Genomic DNA, 20,623 nt, shown 5'->3' with positions numbered 1-20,623 from the left:
TACAAGTCTTGTCCGGGGAAGTTTATGCGCCGCGCCGTCAGCCCCGGCACCCGGTCTGCCATCCCTTTGTCGTCAGGTATGTCATCAGGCCGCTTCGCGCAACCGGCGCTTGATGCGGGCCAGCATCGCCGACATGCCGCGCAGCCGAAGCGGGCTGATCAACGCGGCCAGGCCGAGGTCGGTGTAGAAATCCTCGGGCACCGCCAGGATGTCGGCGGCCGGTTGTTCGTCGAGCCCCGCGGCCAGGATCGAGGCGAATCCCCGTGTGGTCGGCGCCTCGGCCGGCGCGCTGAAGTGCAGCCGCACCCGGTCCGGGTCGTGGGCGTCGACGTGTAGGAACAGCGGCGACTGGCACTCGGGCACCGGCTCCATCGCCGCCTCTTCCAGCTCGGGAGGCAGGGCCGGCAGTTCATCGGCGAACTCCAGCAGCAGCTTCAGCTTGTCCTGGCCCTGCACTTCGGCGAACTCGGACACCACCTCGGCCAAGGGGGCCGGCAGGCCCTCGGAAGCGGTCATCAGACCGGCACGGCTCCCGGTTCTTCTCCGGCGACGATCGGCACCCGAACGGCGTTTCCCCACTCGGTCCACGAGCCGTCGTAGTTGCGCACGTCGGGCTTGCCCAGCAAATGCGTGAGCACGAACCAGGTGTGGCTGGACCGCTCGCCGATGCGGCAGTAGACCACCGTTTTGTCGTCGGGCCGCAGGAAGCCGTAGAGCTCCTCGAGCTCCTGGCGGCTGCGGAATCGGCCGCTCTCGTCGACGGCCTTGCCCCAGGGGATCGATCGGGCGGTGGGGATGTGCCCGGCGCGCAGCGCCCCTTCCTCGGGGTAGTCGGGCATGTGGGTGCGCTTGCCCGTGTACTCGTCGGGCGAGCGGACGTCGATCAGCGGCTGGCTGCCCAGGATCGCCAGCACGTCGTCCTTGAACGCCCGGATCGGCGCGTCGTTGCGCTGCACGATGGGGTAGCCCGTCGACGTTTGGGTCGGGACCTCCAGGGTGGTCTCGCGGCGCTCGGCCAGCCACAGGTCGCGCCCGCCGTTGAGCAGGCGCACGTCGGGGTGGCCGAAGAGCGTGAAGACCCACAGCGCGTAGGCCGCCCACCAGTTGCTCTTGTCGCCGTAGATGACCACCGTGTCGTCGCGGGCGATGCCCTTGCTGTCCATCAACTCGGCGAACTGCCCGCCGTTGATGTAGTCGCGCACGCGCGGGTCGTTGAGGTCGGTGTGCCAGTCAATCTTGACCGCGCCGGGAATGTGGCCGACGTCGTAGAGCAACACGTCCTCGTCGGATTCGACGATCACCAGGCCGGGGGCGCCCAGGTTGGCCGACAGCCAGTCGGCCGTGACCAGTCGTTCGGGGTGGGCGTATTCGGCCAGGGCGGGGCTTGGATCGGGCGGTAATGACACGCCTCCGAGCCTACCGCCAGCCCCGCACGCGCGGCCCGCGCGCGGTGGCAGGCTCGGCGCTCGGGCTCAGGTGCCGCCCGCGTGGGCCGCCCACAGCGCGGCCACCGAGAGCCCGGCGCGCGCCAGCAGCGACCGCAGCAGCGGCAGGCTCACCCCGATCACGTTCGACGGGTCGCCGTCGATGCCGTCGACGAACCAGCCGCCCAGGCCGTCGAGGGTGAACCCGCCCGCCACGTGCAGCGGCTCGCCATCGGCGACGTAGGCCCGCAGCTCGGCCTCGGTCGGCGCGGCGAAACGCACTGTGGTGCAAGCCGATTCGATTTCGCGATGGGTGACGGTGCCGTCGATCAGCCGCAGCAGGCAGTGCCCGGTGTGGAGCCGGCCGGACCGGCCGCCCATCAGCTGCCACTGGCGCACCGCGGCGTCGGGCGATCCGGGTTTGCCGCACAGCCGCCCGTCGACGTCGAGCATCGAATCACAGCCCACGACAACGCAATCCGCCGCGACGCCGCCGTCCAGCCGGCGGGCGACGTCGTCGGCCTTGGCCGCCGCCAGCGCGCACACGACCTCGGTCGGCGCGGCGTCCGGGCCCAGGCCCGCGGTGACGTGATCCTCGTCGACGCGGGACACCACGACCAGTGGGTCGGCGCCGGCCTGGCGCAGCACCCTGAGGCGACCGGCCGAGGCGGAGCCCAGCACCAGTCGCGTCACTGCTGCATGTGCACCTTGAGCTGCAAGGTGATTCGCTGATAGTTCGACACGGCGTAGCGCAGCCTGTCGACCGGAAGGCCCCAGCGGGTGCGCTCGGGTCGGGTCGGTTCGGGGGAGGCGGCGCGGACGCTGCCCAGCACCGCGATCAGCGCGGCCAGCTCCTCCTCGGTCGGCCGCCCCTTGAGGATCTGGATGTGCGGCTCGTGCGGATCCCGCTTGCCGTCGGTCACTGCGTTGGCTCCGCTCGTTTTACTCACAGGGGGATGTTCCCGTGCTTCTTGGGCGGCAGGTGCGAGATCTTGCGCTCCAGCAGGCGCAGCGCCGTCCCGATATAGCCCCGGGTGTGCGACGGCGGGATCACCGCGTCGACGTAGCCGCGCTCCGCCGCGACGTACGGGTTGACCAGGGTGTCCTCGTACTCCTGCTGCAGCTGCAGGCGCAGCGCGTCCACGTCCTCGCCGTTCTTGGCCGCCTCGGTCAGCTTCTGGCGGTACACGAACCCGACGGCGCCGGAGGCGCCCATCACCGCGATCTGGGCCGTCGGCCACGCCAGGTTGACGTCGCAGCCCATGTCCTTGGAACCCATGACGCAGTACGCGCCGCCGTAGGCCTTGCGGGTGATGACCGTGATCTTCGGCACGGTCGCCTCGCCGTAGGCGAACAGCAGCTTGGCCCCGCGCCGGATGATGCCGTTGTATTCCTGCCCGGTGCCCGGCAAAAAGCCCGGCACGTCCACCAGCATCACGATCGGGATGTTGAAGCAGTCGCAGGTCCGCACGAAGCGGGCCGCCTTCTCCGAGGCGTTGATGTCCAGGCAGCCGGCGAAGTGGGTCGGCTGGTTGGCCACGATGCCGACCGGGCGACCCTCGATGCGGCCGAACCCGACGACGATGTTCGGCGCGTACCCGGCCTGGATCTCGAGGAACTCGTCCTCGTCGAGGATGCGGGTGATCACCTCGTGCATGTCGTAGGGCTGGTTGGGCGAGTCGGGGATCAGCGTGTCCAGCTCGAGGTCCTCGGCGGTGAGGTTGTCCTCGATGGCGCCCTCGGGCACCGGCTCGGCGTAGCGGGGCGGGTCGGTGAAGTTGTTGGGCGGCAGGTAGCTGAGCAGCTCGCGCACGTAGTCGAAGGCGTCCTGCTCGCCGGAGGCGACGTAGTGCGCGGTGCCGGACTTGGCCATGTGGGTGTGCGCGCCGCCGAGCTCCTCCATGGTGACGTCCTCGCCGGTGACGGTCTTGATGACGTCGGGCCCGGTGATGAACATCTGGCTGGTCTGGTCGACCATGACGATGAAGTCGGTCAGGGCCGGGGAGTAGACGTGCCCGCCGGCGGCGGCGCCCATGATCAGCGAGATCTGGGGGATGACGCCGGAGGCCAGGATGTTGTTGCGGAAGATCCGGCTGTACAGGCCCAGCGAGACGACGCCCTCCTGGATGCGCGCGCCCGCGCCGTCGTTGATGCCGATCAGCGGCCGGCCGGTCTTGATCGCCAGCTCCTGGACCTTGACGATCTTCTCGCCGTAGACCTCGCCGAGGCTGCCGCCGAACACCGTGGCGTCCTGGCTGAAGATGCACACGTCGCGGCCGTCGATGGTGCCGTAGCCGGTGACCACGCCGTCGCCGAGGGGCCGGTTCTTCTCCAGCCCGAAGTTGGTGCTGCGGTGGCGGGCCAGCGCGTCGAGTTCGACGAACGAGTCCTCGTCGAGCAGCGCGTAGATGCGCTCGCGGGCGGTCAGCTTGCCCTTGGCGTGCACCTTCTCGATGGCGGCCTCCCCAACGGGGTGCAGCGACTTCTCGCGACGCTTGTGCAGCTCGGCCAGCTTGCCCGCGGTGGTGTGGATGTCGACGGTGTGCTCGGCGGCGGGCTCGGCGGTGTGGTCGGTAACGCTCGTCATGGCTGTCGAGCTTAGCGGCGGGGCTGGTCGCGGCCCGCATCAAGGCACTTTGGTGGCGGCATGATATTGCGGGCGTCGCTAAATTGAGCGGATGACCTCCCGGCTGGAACTGGACCCCGCCTCGATCCGCGGACCGAGGCGAACCTGGCGGTAACGGAATGACCGGGCGGCCCTAAACCGACGGGCGAAAAGACCATGGTCGACTGGAGCGAAGAGCACGACGTCTTGGTCGCGGGATCGGGCGGCGGCGGCGTGACCGGCGCCTACACCGCGGCGCGCGAGGGCCTGGACGTGCTGCTGGTCGAGGCGACCGACAAGTTCGGCGGCACCACCGCCTACTCCGGCGGGGGCGGCGTCTGGTTCCCGTGCAACCCGGTGCTGCTCAGGGCCGGTGTCGACGACACCATCGAGGACGCGCTCACCTACTACCACTCGGTGGTGGGTGACCGCACCCCGCGCGAGCTGCAAGACGCCTATGTCCGCGGCGGCGCCCGGCTGATCGAGTACCTGGAGGCCGAACCGGACCTGAAGTTCGTCCCGCTGCCCTGGCCCGACTACTACGGCATGGCCCCGAAGGCGCGGCTGGACGGTCAGCGCCACATCGCCGCGAAACCCTGGAGGGTCGCCGCCGCCCCCGAGCTGCGGGAGGTGATCCGCGGGCCGCTGGACACCGACCGGCTCGGCGCAAAACCGCCCTCCGATTACTACCTGGGAGGTCGCGCCCTGATCGCGCGGTTCCTCACGGCCATCGGCCGATACCCGAACGCGTCGCTGCGGCGCAACACCGCGTTGGTCGAGCTGGTGGTGTCCGACGGTGCGGTGGTGGGGGCCATCGTGGAGAACGACGGCCGGCGCAGGGCCGTCCGGACCCGGCTGGGCGTGCTGCTGGCCGCCGGCGGCTTCGAGAACAACGAGGAGATGCGCCGCGAGTACGGCGTGCCGGGCACGGCGCGAGACACCATGGGCGGCCCGGGAAGCCGCGGTCTGGCGCTGAAGGCCGGCATCGCCGCGGGCGCCGACACCGACCTGCTGGACCAGGCGTGGTGGTCGCCGGGCATGACCCACCCCGACGGCCGGTCCGCGTTCGCGCTGTGGTTCACCGGCGGGATCTTCGTCAACCAGGACGGCAACCGGTTCGTCAACGAGTCCCGCGCCTACGACCGGGCCGGGCGCGAGATCATCGCGCAACTGCGGGACGGCTCACTGACGTTGCCCTACTGGATGATCTACGACGACGCCGAGGGCGAGGTCCCGCCGGTGAAGGCGCCCAACGTCAGCATCGTCGAGTCGGAGAAGTACGTCGCCGCCGGCCTGTGGCACACCGCGGACACCCTAAAGGAACTGGCGGGCAAGATCGGGGTGCCGGGCGGGCGGCTGGCGGCAACGGTGGCCCGGTTCAACGGTTTCGCCGCGACCGGCGTCGACGAGGACTTCGGCAGGGGCGACGAGGCTTTCGACCGCGCGTTCTCGGGCGGCGCCTCGCCGCTGGTGCCCATCGAGCGCCCGCCGTATCACGCGGCGGCGTTCGGCATCTCGGATCTGGGCACCAAGGGCGGACTGCGCACCGACGCCGCCGCCCGGGTGCTCGACACGTCCGGCGATCCCATCCCCGGCCTCTACGCCGCCGGCAACACGATGGCCGCGCCCAGCGGCACCGCCTATCCCGGCGGCGGCAACCCGATCGGGACCAGCATGCTGTTCAGCCACCTGGCCGTCCTAGACATGCTCGACGTCATGACCCGCCGGCGGCGCGCGGTCCTAGGCTGGGCCCGGTGACAGACCGAGACCAGCTCCGAGCACCGTTGGACCAGGCCGCCTTGCGGGCCGAGCTGATCGGCGCCGGGCTGGGGTGGCGCCGGCTCGACGTCGTCGAGCAAACCGGCTCCACCAACGCCGACCTGTTGGCGCGGGCCGCGTCGGGCGACGACGTCGCCGGGGCGGTGCTGATCGCCGAGCACCAAACCGCCGGCCGCGGGCGCCACGGGCGCGGCTGGTCGGCGAGCCCGCGTGCCCAGATCACGATGTCGGTGGGTGTCAGCGTGGTCGACGTGCCGGTGGCCGGGTGGGGCTGGCTGCCGCTCGCGACCGGGGTGGCGGTCGTGGACGCGGTGGCCCCGCTGCTCGACCGGGCCGGGGCCGCCGGGGCCGCCGGGGCCGCCGGGGCCTCAGTGGGCCTCAAGTGGCCCAACGACGTGCTGGCCGGGGGTGGCAAGCTGGCGGGCATCCTGGCCGAGGTCGCCAAGCCGGTGGTGGTAATAGGCTTGGGGCTCAACGTGACTCAGGCCCCCGAGGAGGTCGACGGCCCCGGGGCGACCTCGCTGCTCGACCTCGGCGTGCCCGCCCCCGACCGCGCCCGGCTGGTCGGCGCGCTGCTGCGCGAACTCGGCAGGCGCATCGTCGCGTGGCGGGCCGCGCGGGGGGCCGACTGGCAGCTGGCCGCCGACTACCGGGAGCGGAGCCTGACGATCGGCTCGCGGGTGCACGCCCACCTGCCCGGTGGCAAGGAACTCGTCGGCACCGCGACCGGCATCGACGACCACGGCAGGCTGTGTGTGGAGAGCGGTGGGCAAACCGCGGTCATCTCGGCCGGCGACGTCGTGCATTTGCGCTAGCTTGGGGCGGTGGGCTATCCCGATAACGCGCTGGCCGCGGGCGAACAGGTGGTGCTGCACCGCCACCCGCACTGGAAGCGGCTGATCTGGCCCGTCGTGGTCCTCGTCCTCGCGACGGCGCTCGCGGCGTTCGGGTCCGGCTACCTCAACTCCACCCACTGGGAGCAGCTGGCCAAAAACATCATCTACGGCGTCATCTGGGGCGTCTGGCTGGTGATCGTCGGATGGCTGACGCTGTGGCCCTTCCTGGGCTGGCTGACCACGCATTTCGTCGTCACCAGCCGGCGGGTGATGTACCGGCACGGGGTGCTGACCCGCAGCGGCATCGACATCCCGCTGGCCCGAATCAACAGCGTGGAATTCCGCGACAAGCTGACCGAGCGGATATTTCGCACCGGGACCCTGATTGTCGAGTCGGCGTCACAAGATCCGTTGGAGTTCTACGACATTCCGCGATTGCGCGAGGTGCACTCGCTGCTGTATCACGAGGTCTTCGACACCCTGGGTTCCGAGGAGTCGCCGAGCTGAGTGAACTTGCTCGCCCGGTTGCGCCACGAGCGCAGCAGCGTGACGTTCCCGCCCTCGAGCTCGTCCTCGAAGACCTCGGCGATGCCGCCGGCGGTAAGCGCGGACTCCAGCGCCTTTTCGGGGTTGCGGGCAAACTCCTCGGGAAACACCCAGCGCCGAAACGACCAGAAGCGGAAGGCCATCTGCAGCAGGTTGCCGACGATGTAGGCCGAGATGAAGTCGGTGATGTTTTCCAACGTCAGCGACACCGTGGGCACCCGGAGCTGCAGGACGTAATGGGAGAACCACAGCGGCGCCATCGAGAGCAGCACGCCGACGCCGCTGAAGGCGAAGAACAGCAGCGCCTCGTGATGGCGTTCGCGGCCGCCGCGATCGCGGAAGCTCCACTCGCGGTTCAAGACATAGGACGCGATGACGGCGACGATGCCCGCGATCACCTTCGCGGTGACCGGCTTGGGCTCCAGGATCGTCAGCTTGAGCGTGTAGAAAATCGCCGAGTCGATGATGAAGGTGGTGCCGCCGACGATCGCGAATTTGATCAGTTCATGGTGGCGCAGCAAATACGGCCGAACGACCTGCGGCAGGCGCGCAATCATGGCATCGGCGAAGGACACAACACGTCAGTGTACGGAGGAACGCGAAAGCGGCGCAAAAGGGTCGCAAAAGGGTAATGACGGCCGGGCGTCTCGGCCGGTCAACGATCGGCCGGCCGCCGTGACACCATGAGGGCCGTGCCCAAGCCCCGTACCCCCGTCGTCGCCATGGTTGGCGGCGGCCAGCTGGCCCGCATGACACACCAGGCCGCCGTCGCGCTGGGCCAGTCGCTGCGGGTGCTGGCCGCCGCGCCCGACGAATCGGCCGCGCGGGTCAGCCCCGACGTGGTGATCGGCTCGCACACCGACCTCGAAGACCTGCGCCGCGTCGCCGCCGGGGCGACCGTGCTGACCTTCGACCACGAGCACGTGCCGACCGAGCTGCTCGAGAAGCTGGTCGCCGAGGGCGTCAACGTGGCGCCGCCGCCCGAGGCGCTGGTGCACGCGCAGGACAAGCTGGTGATGCGGCGGCGGCTGGAGGCGCTGGGCGCCGCGGTGCCGCGCTACGCCGAGATCCGCAGCGTCGACGAACTGGACGCCTTCGCGCGGCGCATCGCCGGACCCGTGGTCGTGAAAGCGATCCGCGGCGGTTACGACGGGCGCGGCGTGCGGATGGCCCGCGACCCCTCGCACGCCCGCGAGATCGCGACCAGCTTTTTGGCCGACGGGGTGCCGGTGATGGCCGAGGAACAGGTGGACCTGCGCCGCGAACTGTCGGCCCTGGTGGCGCGCTCACCGTTCGGGCAGGGGGCGGCGTGGCCCGTCGTGGAGACCGTGCAGCGCGACGGGATCTGCGTGCAGGTGATCGCCCCCGCGCCGGAGCTGGACGGCGACGTGGCCTCGGCCGCCCAGCGGCTGGCCTTGCGGCTGGCCGCCGAACTCGGCGTCGTCGGCGTGCTCGCGGTCGAGCTGTTCGAGACCACCGGGGGCGACCTGCTCGTCAACGAGCTGGCGATGCGGCCCCACAATTCGGGCCACTGGACCATGGACGGGGCGCGCACCAGCCAGTTCGAACAGCACCTGCGCGCGGTGCTGGACTATCCGCTCGGCGACACCGACGCGATCGCGCCGATCACCGTGATGGCCAACGTGATCGGCGCCCCGCACGAGCCGGCGATGAGCGTCGACGAGCGGCTGCACCATCTGTTCGGGCGGATGCCCGACGCCCGGGTCCACCTGTACGGCAAGGCCGAACGACCCGGCCGCAAGGTGGGCCACGTGAACTTCCTCGGCTCCGACGCCACCGAGCTCGCCGAGCTGCGTGACCGGGCCGAGATGGCGGCACACTGGTTGTCACACGGGCAGTGGACGGACGGATGGGACCCACATGGCTAGCGATCCTCGCGTCGGCGTGATCATGGGCAGCGACAGCGACTGGTCGGTGATGGGCGACGCCGCCGACGCGCTGGCCGAGTTCGACATACCCACCGAGGTCCGCGTGGTGTCGGCGCACCGCACGCCGCAGGTGATGTTCGACTACGCCCGCGGCGCCGCCGACCGCGGCCTCGAGGTGATCATCGCCGGCGCCGGCGGCGCCGCCCACCTGCCCGGCATGGTCGCCTCGGCGACGCCGCTGCCGGTGATCGGGGTGCCGGTCCCGCTGGCCCGGCTGGACGGCCTGGACTCGCTGCTGTCGATCGTGCAGATGCCGGCGGGGGTTCCGGTCGCGACGGTGTCCATCGGCGGCGGCCGCAACGCGGGCCTACTGGCCGTGCGCATGCTGGCCTCATCCGATCCGGCGCTGCGGGCGCGGATCGTGGCGTTCCAGGAGCGGCTGGCCGACAGCGTGCGGGCCAAGGATTCGGCGCTGCAGCAGCTGCGCGGTAAAGTTACCGGCTAGTAGCATAGGAGGCTCGAGATGGCTGGATGGGCCGGAAACCCGTCGTTTGATCTGTTCCAACTGCCCGAGGAGCACCAGGAGCTGCGGACGGCGATCCGCGCGCTGGCCGAAAAAGAGATCGCCCCGCACGCCGCCGACGTGGACCAGAACGCGCGGTTTCCCCAGGAGGCGCTGGACGCGCTGAACGCCTCGGGCTTCAACGCCGTGCACGTGCCGGAGGAGTACGGCGGGCAGGGCGCCGACTCGGTGGCGGCGTGCATCGTGATCGAGGAGGTCGCGCGGGTGGACGCGTCGGCGTCGTTGATCCCCGCGGTGAACAAGCTCGGCACGATGGGCCTGATCCTGCGCGGCTCGGAGGAGCTCAAGAAGCAGGTCTTGCCGTCGATCGCGGACGGGTCGGCGATGGCGTCCTACGCGCTGTCCGAACGCGAGGCCGGCAGCGACGCGGCCTCCATGCGGACCCGCGCCAGGGCCGACGGGGACGACTGGGTCCTCAACGGCGCCAAGTGCTGGATCACCAACGGCGGCAAGTCGAGCTGGTACACGGTGATGGCGGTGACCGACCCCGACAAGGGCGCCAACGGCATCTCGGCGTTCATGGTGCACATCGACGACGCGGGGTTCACCATCGGGCCCAAGGAGAAGAAGCTCGGGATCAAGGGTTCGCCGACCACCGAGCTGTACTTCGAGGACTGCCGCATCCCGGGGGACCGGATCATCGGCGAGCCGGGCACCGGTTTCAAGACGGCCCTGGCGACGCTGGACCACACCCGCCCGACCATCGGCGCGCAGGCCGTGGGCATCGCCCAGGGCGCGCTGGACGCGGCCATCGCCTACACCAAGGACCGCAAGCAGTTCGCGCAGTCGATCAGCAGCTTCCAGGGCGTGCAGTTCATGCTGGCCGACATGGCGATGAAGGTGGAGGCCGCGCGGCTGCTGGTGTACCAGGCGGCCGCCCGCGCCGAGCGCGGCGAACCCAACCTCGGCTTCGTCTCGGCGGCGTCGAAGTGCTTCGCCTCCGACGTGGCGATGGAGGTCACCACCGACGCCGTGCAGCTGTTCGGCGGCGCCGGTTACACCACCGACTTCCCCGTCGAGCGGATGATGCGCGACGCCAAGATCACCCAGATTTACGAGGGCACCAACCAAATTCAACGCGTGGTGATGTCGCGGGCGCTGCTGCGCTGATCGTCAGGCGCCGCCTGTTGGGAAAGCGCGGCCGTACCGCATAGGATCTCCCGCAATTGCCCTTCGGGGGTAACCGCACCTAATCAAGTCGGTAAGCAGCACCGGCCATCTAGCCCGACGATCGTCACACAGCAGGCGGTCTGACCGCCGCCAGGGAGTTTCTACGTGAACGCGCAGCCATGGACGGCTGGGAGATTGGCGCCCGTGCGTGCTCCAGTCATTCCGGCGGCGCAGTGGCGGTCGCTGTCGTTGCTGCTGGTCGAGGACGACCGCGCCGACGCCGCGCTGGTGGAGGATTTGATCTCCGACGCGGTCGCCGACATCCGGGTGATCTGGGCGCAGTCGATGGCGGACGCCGAGCGCGAGCTCGCGGCGGCCCGCCCCGACTGTGTCCTTTTGGACCTCAACCTGCCCGACGCCACCGGGATGGACGCCCTGGCCCGCATCGCCAAACGCGACGTCACCGTCCCGATCGTCGTGCTGACCGGACTCAACGACGAATACTTCGGTGCCTCGGCGGTGGCGGCCGGCGCGCAGGACTATCTGGTCAAGGGGCGCGTCGAACCCGAAATGCTGCGCCGGGCAGTGTTTTATGCGATCGAGCGCAAACGGGCCGAGCTCATCTCCGCCGACCTGCACGCCAGCAGGCTGCGGGCCCGCGAGAACGCGCTGCTCGAGCGCGGCCTGTTGCCGTTGCCGCTGCTGCTCGACGATCCCGGCGTCGACATCGTCGCCCGCTACCGGCCGGGCCGCGAGGACGCGCTGCTGTGCGGCGACTTCTACGACGTCATCCAAACGCCCGACCGGGTGGTGCACGTCCTGATCGGCGACGTCGCCGGGCACGGGCCGCACGAGGCGGCCCTGGGCGCGGCGCTGCGGATCGCGTTTCGCGCCCTGACCTTCGCCGGCGTGCACGGCGTCGACCTGATGCGGCGGCTGGAGCAGGTGCTGCACTCCGAACGGACGGACACGGGCATCTTCGCGACGGTGCTCAGCCTCGGGATCCAGCCCGGCAGCTCGCGGGTCACCGCCGTGCGGGCCGGCCATCCGGGCATGCTGCTGCAGCACGGCGCCGCCGTGGAATGGGTCGAGCCGCCCGCGGGGCCGGCGCTGGGCCTGCGCGCCGACGAGTGGCCGCGGCACGAGCTGGAATTGGGGGCGGGCCAGGGCCTGCTGCTGCTGACCGACGGCCTGTTCGAGGGGTATTCCGGCGAGGGCGCCCGGCGCCTGGGCGAGGACGGGTTGCTCGCGCTGGCCCGGTCGCACGCCCACCTGCACGGCTCCGCGTTCGTCGACGCCCTGATCGACGGCGCCCAGCGGCTCGCGGAGCCGCGCGGGGGCCTCACCGACGACATCGCCGTGCTGCGCGTCGAGAGGACCACGGCGTGACCCCGGCGCTGCGCCCGCCGCGCCTCTCGGCGCTCACGGTGCGCGGATGGCAGGCCCTGCTGCTGTCCACCATCGGCGGGATGGTGCTCGGGGGCGCCCTGATCGGCGGCCTGCTGCTGCACCACACCGACGACATGCTGCGCGGGCTCGTCGACGGCATCGAGCCGTCCCGCGTCGTCGCCTACCAGCTGCAGTCGGCGGTGCGGGACCAGGAAACCGGCGTGCGCGGCTATCTGATCACCGCCGACCGGCAATTCTTGACCCCCTACTACGACGGGCAGCACGCCGAACGGGCCGCGGCCGACGAGATTCGCCGGCGGCTGGACCGGCGCCCGGACCTGATCGCCGACCTCGACGCCGTCGAGAAGGCCGCCGCCGATTGGCGGTCCAACTACGCCGAACCGGCGATCGCGAGCGTGGCCCCGGCCGGCCGCAACGTCACCAACCGGCCTGCCACGGAGCGGGGTAAGGCCGAATTCGACCACCTGCGTACGCTTTTCGACACGCAGAACGCGAACCTGGCCGCGGCGCGCGATCGCGCCACCGACGACCTGCGGCACACCGATGCCTGGCGGGATCGGATGCTGGGGGCGATGGTGGTGCTGTTCTTCGGCACGGCGGCGTCGCTGGGGCTGTTGATGCGCGACGCGGTCACCCGGCCGTTGGCCGCGCTGGCCGCGGCGTGCCGGCGGATCACCGACGGGGACTTCGGCGAACGGATCTCACCGCCGAAGCGGCCCAAGGACATCCGCAACATGGCGATCGACGTGGAGAACATGCGCGAACGGCTCGTCGAAGAGCTCGACAAATCTCGTTCGGCGCGAACGCTTTTGGACGAACAGGCCTTGGAGTTGCGGCGCTCGAACGCCGAACTCGAGCAGTTCGCCTACGTCGCATCCCACGATCTGCAGGAGCCGCTGCGCAAGGTCGCCTCGTTCTGCCAGCTGCTCGAGAAGCGCTACGGAGACAAGCTCGACGAACGCGGCATGGAATACATCGGCTACGCCGTCGACGGGGCCAAGCGCATGCAGGTGCTGATCAACGACCTGCTCACCTTCTCGCGCGTCGGGCGGCTGGGAACCCTGCAGACCCAGGTCGACCTCGGCCAGGCCCTCGACGCCGGCCTGGCCAACCTCGCCACCGCCATCGAGGAGGCCGACGCCGAGATCGTGCGCCCGTCACAGCCCCTCCCCGAGATCATCGGCGATCCCACGCTGGTGACGATGCTATGGCAGAACCTGATCGGCAACGCGGTGAAGTTCCGCCACACCGGTCGCGCGCCCAGCGTCGTCATCGACTGCCAAGGGCGCACCGGCGACCACGGCGGCGAATGGCTATTCAGCGTGTCGGACAACGGCATCGGCATCGCCCCCGAGTTCGCCGAAAAGGTCTTCGTCATCTTCCAGCGGCTGCACGGCCGCGACATGTACTCCGGGACGGGTATGGGGCTTGCCCTGTGCAAAAAGATCGTCGAGCACCACGGCGGCACCATCTGGGTCGACACGTCCTACACCGACGGCACCCGGTTTCAGTTCACGCTGCCGATCCCCGAGGCGGTAGCGACCCCAGCCAGCGCAGAAGGAGCCCAATGACATCGGCCGGTAGAGCGATCGAGATCCTGCTCGTCGAAGACGATCCCGGCGACGAGCTCATCACCCGGGAAGCGTTCGAGCACAACAAGCTCAAAAACAACCTGCACGTCGCCCGCGACGGGCAGGAGGGCCTGGACTTCCTCTACCGGCGCGGCGCCTATCCGGACGCGCCCCGGCCCGACCTCGTCCTGCTCGACCTGAACCTGCCGAAATACGATGGCCGCCAACTGCTGGAGAAGATCAAGTCCGACCCGGACCTGTCGCGAATCCCCGTCGTCGTGCTCACCACCTCTTCGGCGGAGGAGGACATCCTGCGCAGCTACGAACTGCACGCCAACGCCTACGTCACCAAGCCCGTCGACCTCGACCAGTTCATGAGCGCGGTCCGCCAGATCGACGAGTTCTTCGTTCAGGTGGTGCGGTTGCCCGGCGTCTGAGCGGGCTAGCGGGATTCGGAGTGCCTCCGGGCGAACCAGGTGATCAACCGGCCCAGGAGGATCAGCAGCAGCACGAAGATGATCAGCAAAAACGCCGCGTCGTAGGACAGGGCGCGCGCATGCTTCGAGGGCAGGTTGTAGAACGTCCAGATCGGGTAGGTCAGGTAGCCGACCGGTGAGTTTGTGAGCTTTCCGGTCGGGGCGGAATTCGACCAGCCCGCCGTGTAGAGCATCGGCGCCGTTTCGCCGACCGCGAGCGCGAGCGCGACCAGCAGGCCGGTGACGATCCCGGGGATCGCCGACTTGAGCACGATCTTGCGCAAGGTCCAGCCGAGCGGCAACCCGAGCGCCTCGGCACCCTCCCGGTAGGACGTGGGCACCTGGGCGAGCGCGGATTCGGTGGCCTTGGCGATGTACGGGATGCTCATGGCCGATAGCGTCAGCACCCCCGCCGCCAGCGAGAAGCCCCAGTGGAACTTCACCACGAGCGCAAGATAGCCGACGTAGCCGAGCACGATTGACGGGATGCCGGACAACACCTCGTACGCGCCGCGCAGGACGGATCGCGTTCGGCCGCCGGCGAATTCGGACAGGTAGATCCCGGTCAACACGCTCACCGACCCGCCCACCAGCATGACTCCGATGCCGACGACCACGGTGCCGATGATCGCGTTGCGCAAACCGCCGCCGTTGCCGCGCGTGTTCTCGGTCAGCACGCTCCACCTGAACACCGGCAAGGCGCGGGAGACGACCTCGATCAGCATCCACAGCGTCGGCACGACCACCACCGCCAGGCAGCACACGCAGGCGGCCCAGAACAGCGCGTTGACGACCTTCCGCCGGCTGATAACCCTCGCGTTCACGTCAGACCCCCCGCCCGACGGGCAGCGCCGTGCCCGACACGCGGCGCACCATGGCGCGGGCCGCCACGTTCGTCAGCAACGTGATCACCATCAGCACCAGCGAAACCTCGGCGAGGGTCTTCACCGCGAAGTCGGTGAAGTCGGTCATCGCCGAATCCAGTTGTGACACAACCGTGGCGGCGATGGTCGTCATCGTCGCATAGATGTTGGTGGGCATCGCGCCCAACACCGCACCGGAGACCATCGCGACGGCCATCGTCTCGCCCAGCGCGCGTCCCAGCCCGAGCACCACGGCCCCGATGATGCCGCTCGACACCCACGGCAGGGTGACCCTGCGCGCGCACTCGAAGTCGGTCATTCCCAGCGCGATCGCCCCCTCGCGGGGCAGCACCGGCACCTGACGGATCAGGTCGCGGGTGGTGCTGGCGATGATCGGAATGACCATCACGGCCAGCACCAGGCCGGACACCAACATGCCCTCCCCGTTGCCGGGGTTGCCGCGGAAGTAGCCGAGCACCGGCACGTCCGGGGCGTTGCGGGCGATCACCGGCGCGACGTTGTGGGCGATGAACGGCCCGAACGTCATTGCGCCCCAAAGGCCGACGATGACGCTGGGGATGCCGGCGAGCAATTCGAGCACCATCCCGATGGTCGACGCCAGACGCCTGGGTAGCCGCTCCACGATGGCCAACGCCGCGCCGATCGACACCGGCACCGCGATGATCAGCGCGATCGCGGAGGTCGCGAGGGTCCCGACGATCAGCGGCAGCGCCCCGTAATAGGCGCCGACCGGGTGCTGGACGCCGCGGGTGACGACGGCGTCGCCGTAGGTGTTGCCCGGGTTCCAGTCGGTGGCGCTGAAAAAGTGCAGGCCGTTGAGCCGGATCGCGGGCAGCGCCTCGAAGATCAACGTCGTCAGCACGAACACGAGCGCGAGCAACGGGATCACCGCGCCCACCGCGCCCAGCCAACGCACGGCCACGCCCGGGCGGCTCACGCGGCGGAATCGCTGAATCCGGCCCGGCGCGCGCGGCATCGTGGAGGCAGTCACCGAACCCCTACTGGGCGCTGATCTTGGCGATCTGGGCGTCGGACAGCTTCACCACCGGGGCCGGCAGCGGCTGAAAGTGCACCTTGTCCAGGAACGAGGCGTTGTTGCCGTCGGTGATCGCCCAATGCAGGAAGGCCTGCAGCGTCTGGGCGGTGGCGGCGTCCTTCTGGCTGCCGTTGACGATGGCGTACTCGTAGTTGACGATCGGGTACCCGTCCGGGGCCGGGCCGTTGATCAGCGAAATGGCCTGGTTCGGCGGCGTCGTCGACGCGAAACCGGCGGCCTCGGCCTGGATGCTTTGGGCGTCCGGCATCAGATACTTGCCGGAGGCATTGGCCAGTTGCGCCTCGCCGAGTCCCTTCTGCTGCGCCTGGTCGAGGAAGCTGATGCCGATGTAGGCGACACAGCCCGGGGTTCCCGCGCAACCGGTCACCATGCCGCCGTTGCCGTTCTCGCCCAGCGCACCCGGCACCGCCGGGAAGTCGACGGTGGTGCCGAAGGCGGGCGACTTACCCCAGCCGTCCGGGTCCTGCTTGGACAGGTATTGGGTGAACAGGAAGGTGTCACCGGATCCGTCGGAGCGGTGCAGCGGGACCACCGGGGTGGGCGGCAGGTTTACGCCGGGGTTCAGCCCGCCGATCTGCGGGTCGTTCCAGGTTTTGATCGCGCCCTGGTACATGGCGGCCAGCACCTTGCCGTTCAGCTTGAGGTGTTCGGTGACACCGGGCAGGTTGTAGTTGACCTGTTGCGCCGAGATGGCCAGCGCGATGTTCATCAGGCCCTTGTGCTGGGCCATGTCGCCCTCGGACAGGTAGGCGTCGGAGGCGCCGATGTTGACCGCCCCGGCCGCCGCCTGGGAGATCCCGGTGCCGGAGCCGGTGCCCTGGGGGGTGATCGTGACGTTCGAGTACTTGCCGTGATAGGCCGGGGCCCACAGGTTGAACAGCGGATACAGCAGGGTGCTGCCGGTCTCCGACAACGTCACCGGCGAGGACGCCGGCGTCGTGGCGACCCCGCCGCCGCCGGCCCCCTGATTCGACGAGCCACCCGTCGAGTTCGGACCGCAGGCGCCCACGCTTACAGTCAGGGCCAACACCAGCGGGGCGGCCGCCGCCACAGCCAAGAACCTGCCCAAGCGCATCTTCACGATCCCTCACCTTCCTTTTCGTTCCCTTTGCGTTCCCTTTAATTCCCTTGCGTTACTGACGGTTTGGGCTCACTCGTTGATCTTGGCGATCTGGGCGACCGACAACTGCACCACCGAGTCCGGCAGCGGCTGGAAGTGAAGCTTGTTCAGGAACGAGGGGTCGTTGCCGTCGGTCACCGCCCAGTGCAGGAACGCCTGCAGCGTCTGGGCGGTGGCGGCGTCGGGTTGGTGGCTGTTGACGATGGCGTACTCGTAGTTGACGATCGGGTACCCGTCGGCGGCCGGGCCGTTGATGAGGGAGATCGCCTGGTTCTTCGGGATGTTCGAGGCGGAGCCGCCGGCGGCGGCCTGGATGGTGTTGGCCTTGGGCAGCAGGTACTTGCCCGAGGCGTTGCCCAGCTTGGCCTCGCCGAGGCCCCGCTCGTCGGCCGCGTCGAGGGAGCCCATGCTGGTGTAGGCGACACACCCAGGATTCGCCGCGCAGCCGGTCACCATGGCGCCGTCGCCGTTCTCGCCCAGCGCCCCCGGCACCGCCGGGAAGTCCACGCTGGTGCCGAAGCCCGGCGAGCGGCCCCAGCCGTCGGGGTCCTGCTTGGACAGGTACTGGGTGAACTGAAACGTGCTCCCGGACCCGTCGGAGCGGTGCAGCGGAACTACCGGCGTGTCCGGCAGTTGCAGGCCGGGGTTGAGGGCGGTCAGCCGCGGATCGTTCCAGGTTTTGATCCTGCCCTGGTACATGGCCGCGAGCACCTTGCCGTTCAGCTTGAGGTGCTGATGGACGCCCGGCAGGTTGTAGTTGACCTGCTGCGCGGAGATGGCCAGCGCGATGTTCATCAGGCCCCGGTGCGCGCTCATGTCGCCCTCGGACAGGTAGGCGTCGGAGGCGCCGATGCGCACCGCCCCCGCCGCGACCTGGGAGATGCCGGCGCCCGAACCGCTGCCCTGGGTGGTGATGGTGACGTTCGGATACTTCGCGTGATAGGCGGGGCCCCACTCGCTGAACAGGGGGTAGAGCAGCGTGCTGCCGGTCTCCGACAGCTCCGTGGTGGACGTCGCCGGCACGGTGGCGACGGCGCCGGTGTTGGGCCCGGCGCTCGGCGCGCCCCCCTTGGGGGCCGCGGCGTGCGAACCGCACGCGGCGACCCCCAGGGTCGTCACCAGGGCCGTCAGGGCGAGCCGCGCATCCAACCGAGTCTTCACGTCCTCGCTTCCTCGCACATCGCACCGGCGGGCCCCTCGTGGCCCTTGCTAGCTGTCGGTGGCCCCGACCTTTGCCGCGCCCGCCTGCGCCGGCCGGAACGGCGCGAAGTAGCGGGCGGTTTCCTCACGTTTCGGCGACAAAAACAGCTGCTCGGTAGGCCCCTCCTCGACCAGCCGGCCTTCAAAGAAGAAGGCGGTGCGGTCGCCGGTGCGGGCGGCCTGGGCCAGATCGTGGGTCACCATGACGACGGCCAGGCGGTCGGCGAGCGATCGGATGAGCCCTTCGATCTTTTCGGTCGTCGTCGGGTCCAGCGAGGAGGTGGGCTCGTCGAGCAGCAGCACCTCGGGGCCGACCGCAAGCGCGCGGGCCAGGCATAGCAACTGCTGCTGACCACCCGAGAGCCGGAACGGCGAGTCCCCGAGCCGACCCTTGACCGCGTCCCACAGGCCGACCTCGGTCAGCCGGGCCTCGGCGACGTTCTTGAACTCCTTGCGCGGCACCATTTTGTGTGCGCGCACACCGGCGATCACGTTGTCCATGATCGACATCGGGAACGGATTGGGCCGCTGGAACAGCATGCCGACGCTGCGCCGAAACTCCATCAGGTCGCGGCCGGAGAAGATGCTGCGCCCGCCCATCAGGACGTCGCCGCTGTGCCGGAAGCCGGAGACCTTGTCGTTCATCCGGTTCAGGGTCCGCAAAAAGGTCGTCTTTCCGGAACCGGTCGGCCCAAGCAGCGTCGTGACGGCGCACGCCGGGAACTCCAGGCTCACCCGATCGAGGACGGTCTTGGCGCCGAAGCCGAGGGTGAGGTCCACCGCCGCCATGGCCCGAGGGGCGACCCCCGTGTCGGCGTCGAGCTGTTCACGGACCATCAAGATCCGATGCTACTGCGCGTAACCGGCGCGACACCCGCACTTAACAGGGCTTTCAGCAACCTAGAAGCTGGCGCTAATCCCACGCCCATATCCAAGGGTTTGTATATTCACGAGTGGTTCACTTATTTGTAACCAACGTGCGTGCGTGCGCCCCACACGTTCCGACGCTACGGAGGAGCTGCGTGAGGTTAATCCGGGCCAACGCCGCGCTGAGCCTGCTCGCCGCCGGCGCGCTGGTGTTAGCCGGATGCGGCGGCAACTCGAACACGTCGTCGGGGTCCAGCGCCAAGCCGATACCGGTGGACTGCGGCGGCAAGAACCGCCTCCACGCCAGCGGCTCGACCGCGCAGCAGAACGCCGTCGAGCAGTTCGTCTACGCCTACGTGCGCGCGTGCCCGGGTCACACGCTGGACTACAACGCCAACGGCTCCGGCTCCGGCGTCGAGGAGTTCGTCAACAACGAGACCGACCTGGCGGGCTCCGACGTCCCGCTGAATCCGTCGACGGGCCAGCCCGACCGGGCGGCCGCGCGATGCGGTTCCCCGGCGTGGGACCTGCCCACGGTGTTCGGTCCGATCGCGATCACCTACAACGTCAACGGCGTCGGCTCCCTGAAGCTGGACGGACCCACCGCGGCGAAGATCTTCAACGGCGCCATCACCAAGTGGGACGACCCGGCGATCAAGGCGCTCAACGGGGGCGCCTCGTTTCCCTCGACGCCCATACACGTGGTGTTCCGCAGCGACAAATCCGGGACCACGGCCAACTTCCAGAAATATCTAGACGGCGCGTCCGACGGCGCGTGGGGCAAAGGCACCGGCGAGACGTTCAATGGCGGCGTCGGCGACGGCGCCAGCGGCAACAACGGCACGTCGGCGGCGCTGCAGAACACCGACGGGTCGATCACCTACAACGAGTGGTCGTTCGCGGTGGGCAAGCAGCTGCACATGGCCCAGATCATCACCTCGGCCGGCCCGGACCCGGTGTCGATCACGACCGACTCGGTCGGCAAGACCATTGCCGGGGCTCGGTTCCAAGGGCAGGGCAACGACCTGGTGCTGGACACGTCGTCGTTCTACAAGCCGACCCAGGCCGGCGCCTACCCGATCGTGCTGGCGACCTACGAGATCGTCTGCTCGCACTACCCGGACGCCGCGACCGGGCAGGCCGTCAAGGCGTTCATGCAGGCCGCGATAGGCCCGGGGCAAGATGGATTGGAGCAGTACGGATCGATCCCGATGCCGAGTTCGTTCCAGTCCAAACTGGCGAGCGCTGTGAACGCTATCGCGTGAA

The 20,623-nt window shown here is 69.4% G+C and carries 20 protein-coding genes and 1 pseudogene; 10 read left to right on the top strand and 11 right to left on the bottom strand.

Features of this window, described 5'->3' with window-relative positions:
- Positions 1-84: 84 nt before the first annotated feature.
- The 5 genes from AWC19_RS22150 to AWC19_RS22130 form a co-directional block, all read right to left on the bottom strand.
- Positions 85-516: a SufE family protein gene (locus AWC19_RS22150; RefSeq protein ID WP_085080238.1), complete on the bottom strand. Its 432-nt coding sequence runs from the start codon at positions 514-516 to the stop codon at positions 85-87.
- Positions 516-1,406 (bottom strand): sulfurtransferase, encoded by an 891-nt coding sequence (locus AWC19_RS22145; protein ID WP_085080236.1) that lies wholly within the window; start codon positions 1,404-1,406, stop codon positions 516-518. Before AWC19_RS22145 ends, AWC19_RS22150 begins: the two co-directional genes overlap by 1 nt.
- 66 nt (positions 1,407-1,472) lie before the next feature.
- Complete coding sequence (locus AWC19_RS22140) at positions 1,473-2,117, bottom strand: Maf family protein (protein ID WP_085080235.1); 645 nt, start codon at positions 2,115-2,117, stop codon at positions 1,473-1,475.
- A complete protein-coding gene (locus AWC19_RS22135) occupies positions 2,114-2,374 on the bottom strand; it encodes an acyl-CoA carboxylase subunit epsilon (protein ID WP_085080233.1) in 261 nt (86 codons plus the stop codon). The genes AWC19_RS22140 and AWC19_RS22135 overlap by 4 nt, the downstream gene beginning before the upstream one ends.
- The gene (locus tag AWC19_RS22130; RefSeq protein ID WP_085080231.1) at positions 2,371-4,011 is read right to left on the bottom strand and encodes an acyl-CoA carboxylase subunit beta; all 1,641 of its coding nucleotides are present in this window, start codon (positions 4,009-4,011) and stop codon (positions 2,371-2,373) included. The genes AWC19_RS22135 and AWC19_RS22130 overlap by 4 nt, the downstream gene beginning before the upstream one ends.
- A gap of 195 nt (positions 4,012-4,206) precedes the next feature.
- On the opposite strand from AWC19_RS22130, the gene AWC19_RS22125 reads away from it, so the two are divergent.
- Genes AWC19_RS22125 through AWC19_RS22115 form a run of 3 tightly spaced genes read left to right on the top strand, consistent with a single transcriptional unit; the run spans position 4,207 to position 7,151 of the window.
- Positions 4,207-5,787 (top strand): FAD-binding protein, encoded by a 1,581-nt coding sequence (locus AWC19_RS22125; RefSeq protein WP_085080230.1) that lies wholly within the window; start codon positions 4,207-4,209, stop codon positions 5,785-5,787.
- A complete protein-coding gene (locus AWC19_RS22120) occupies positions 5,784-6,623 on the top strand; it encodes a biotin--[acetyl-CoA-carboxylase] ligase (protein WP_085080229.1) in 840 nt (279 codons plus the stop codon). Before AWC19_RS22125 ends, AWC19_RS22120 begins: the two co-directional genes overlap by 4 nt.
- A gap of 9 nt (positions 6,624-6,632) precedes the next feature.
- Complete coding sequence (locus tag AWC19_RS22115; RefSeq protein WP_085080228.1) at positions 6,633-7,151, top strand: PH domain-containing protein; 519 nt, start codon at positions 6,633-6,635, stop codon at positions 7,149-7,151.
- Here the strand turns inward: AWC19_RS22115 and AWC19_RS22110 are convergent.
- Positions 7,106-7,765, bottom strand: a complete 660-nt coding sequence (locus AWC19_RS22110; protein ID WP_085080226.1) for a GtrA family protein — start codon at positions 7,763-7,765, stop codon at positions 7,106-7,108. The two genes, AWC19_RS22115 and AWC19_RS22110, sit on opposite strands and share 46 nt — an antisense overlap.
- Positions 7,766-7,873: 108 nt before the next feature.
- Here AWC19_RS22110 and AWC19_RS22105 point away from each other — a divergent pair.
- From AWC19_RS22105 to AWC19_RS22080, 6 genes and pseudogenes are all read left to right on the top strand, one after another.
- Positions 7,874-9,098 (top strand): annotated as a pseudogene (locus tag AWC19_RS22105) (5-(carboxyamino)imidazole ribonucleotide synthase); the annotation flags it as partial.
- Positions 9,099-9,101: 3 nt separating this feature from the next.
- Entirely contained in the window at positions 9,102-9,584 is a 483-nt protein-coding gene (gene purE / locus AWC19_RS22100) for a 5-(carboxyamino)imidazole ribonucleotide mutase (RefSeq protein ID WP_372508691.1), read from the top strand.
- An 18-nt stretch (positions 9,585-9,602) separates the two neighbouring features.
- Complete coding sequence (locus tag AWC19_RS22095) at positions 9,603-10,772, top strand: acyl-CoA dehydrogenase (protein ID WP_085080220.1); 1,170 nt, start codon at positions 9,603-9,605, stop codon at positions 10,770-10,772.
- 243 nt (positions 10,773-11,015) lie between these two features.
- Positions 11,016-12,161, top strand: a complete 1,146-nt coding sequence (locus AWC19_RS22090; protein ID WP_085080312.1) for a PP2C family protein-serine/threonine phosphatase — start codon at positions 11,016-11,018, stop codon at positions 12,159-12,161.
- The gene (locus tag AWC19_RS22085; protein ID WP_372508650.1) at positions 12,158-13,753 is read left to right on the top strand and encodes a sensor histidine kinase; all 1,596 of its coding nucleotides are present in this window, start codon (positions 12,158-12,160) and stop codon (positions 13,751-13,753) included. Before AWC19_RS22090 ends, AWC19_RS22085 begins: the two co-directional genes overlap by 4 nt.
- Complete coding sequence (locus tag AWC19_RS22080) at positions 13,750-14,190, top strand: response regulator (RefSeq protein ID WP_085080219.1); 441 nt, start codon at positions 13,750-13,752, stop codon at positions 14,188-14,190. The genes AWC19_RS22085 and AWC19_RS22080 overlap by 4 nt, the downstream gene beginning before the upstream one ends.
- Positions 14,191-14,195: 5 nt before the next feature.
- On the opposite strand, the gene pstA is transcribed toward AWC19_RS22080, so the two are convergent.
- The 5 genes from pstA to AWC19_RS22055 form a co-directional block, all read right to left on the bottom strand.
- Positions 14,196-15,053 carry a phosphate ABC transporter permease PstA gene (gene pstA, locus AWC19_RS22075; RefSeq protein ID WP_085080217.1) on the bottom strand — a complete coding sequence of 286 codons (858 nt, stop codon included), beginning with the start codon at positions 15,051-15,053 and terminating at the stop codon, positions 14,196-14,198.
- Between the two features lies 1 nt (position 15,054).
- Entirely contained in the window at positions 15,055-16,089 is a 1,035-nt protein-coding gene (gene pstC, locus AWC19_RS22070; RefSeq protein WP_085080215.1) for a phosphate ABC transporter permease subunit PstC, read from the bottom strand.
- A 22-nt stretch (positions 16,090-16,111) separates the two neighbouring features.
- Positions 16,112-17,251: a phosphate ABC transporter substrate-binding protein PstS gene (gene pstS / locus AWC19_RS22065; protein WP_142281350.1), complete on the bottom strand. Its 1,140-nt coding sequence runs from the start codon at positions 17,249-17,251 to the stop codon at positions 16,112-16,114.
- A gap of 69 nt (positions 17,252-17,320) precedes the next feature.
- Entirely contained in the window at positions 17,321-18,451 is a 1,131-nt protein-coding gene (gene pstS / locus AWC19_RS22060) for a phosphate ABC transporter substrate-binding protein PstS (protein WP_085080213.1), read from the bottom strand.
- 48 nt (positions 18,452-18,499) lie between these two features.
- A complete protein-coding gene (locus AWC19_RS22055; protein WP_142281349.1) occupies positions 18,500-19,327 on the bottom strand; it encodes an ATP-binding cassette domain-containing protein in 828 nt (275 codons plus the stop codon).
- Positions 19,328-19,512: 185 nt separating this feature from the next.
- Here AWC19_RS22055 and pstS (AWC19_RS22050) point away from each other — a divergent pair, with 185 nt between their 5' ends.
- Complete coding sequence (gene pstS / locus AWC19_RS22050; protein WP_085080211.1) at positions 19,513-20,622, top strand: phosphate ABC transporter substrate-binding protein PstS; 1,110 nt, start codon at positions 19,513-19,515, stop codon at positions 20,620-20,622.
- Position 20,623 lies beyond the last annotated feature (1 nt).

Origin of the sequence: Mycobacterium palustre, from assembly GCF_002101785.1 — a bacterium.
Lineage (GTDB): Bacteria > Actinomycetota > Actinomycetes > Mycobacteriales > Mycobacteriaceae > Mycobacterium > Mycobacterium palustre.
The sequence above is the reverse complement of the archived record's forward strand: the minus strand, read 5'-3'. Positions and strand labels throughout refer to the sequence as shown.

What these genes read in the sequence shown, in the direction of transcription:
- AWC19_RS22150 (WP_085080238.1), bottom strand. Translation starts at nt 516, where the DNA reads ATGACCGCTTCCGAGGGCCTGCCGGCCCCCTTGGCCGAGGTGGTGTCC.
- AWC19_RS22130 (WP_085080231.1), bottom strand. Translation starts at nt 4,011, where the DNA reads ATGACGAGCGTTACCGACCACACCGCCGAGCCCGCCGCCGAGCACACC.
- AWC19_RS22125 (WP_085080230.1), top strand. Translation starts at nt 4,207, where the DNA reads ATGGTCGACTGGAGCGAAGAGCACGACGTCTTGGTCGCGGGATCGGGC.
- purE (WP_372508691.1), top strand. Translation starts at nt 9,102, where the DNA reads ATGGGCAGCGACAGCGACTGGTCGGTGATGGGCGACGCCGCCGACGCG.
- AWC19_RS22095 (WP_085080220.1), top strand. Translation starts at nt 9,603, where the DNA reads ATGGCTGGATGGGCCGGAAACCCGTCGTTTGATCTGTTCCAACTGCCC.
- AWC19_RS22080 (WP_085080219.1), top strand. Translation starts at nt 13,750, where the DNA reads ATGACATCGGCCGGTAGAGCGATCGAGATCCTGCTCGTCGAAGACGAT.
- pstC (WP_085080215.1), bottom strand. Translation starts at nt 16,089, where the DNA reads ATGCCGCGCGCGCCGGGCCGGATTCAGCGATTCCGCCGCGTGAGCCGC.
- AWC19_RS22055 (WP_142281349.1), bottom strand. Translation starts at nt 19,327, where the DNA reads ATGGTCCGTGAACAGCTCGACGCCGACACGGGGGTCGCCCCTCGGGCC.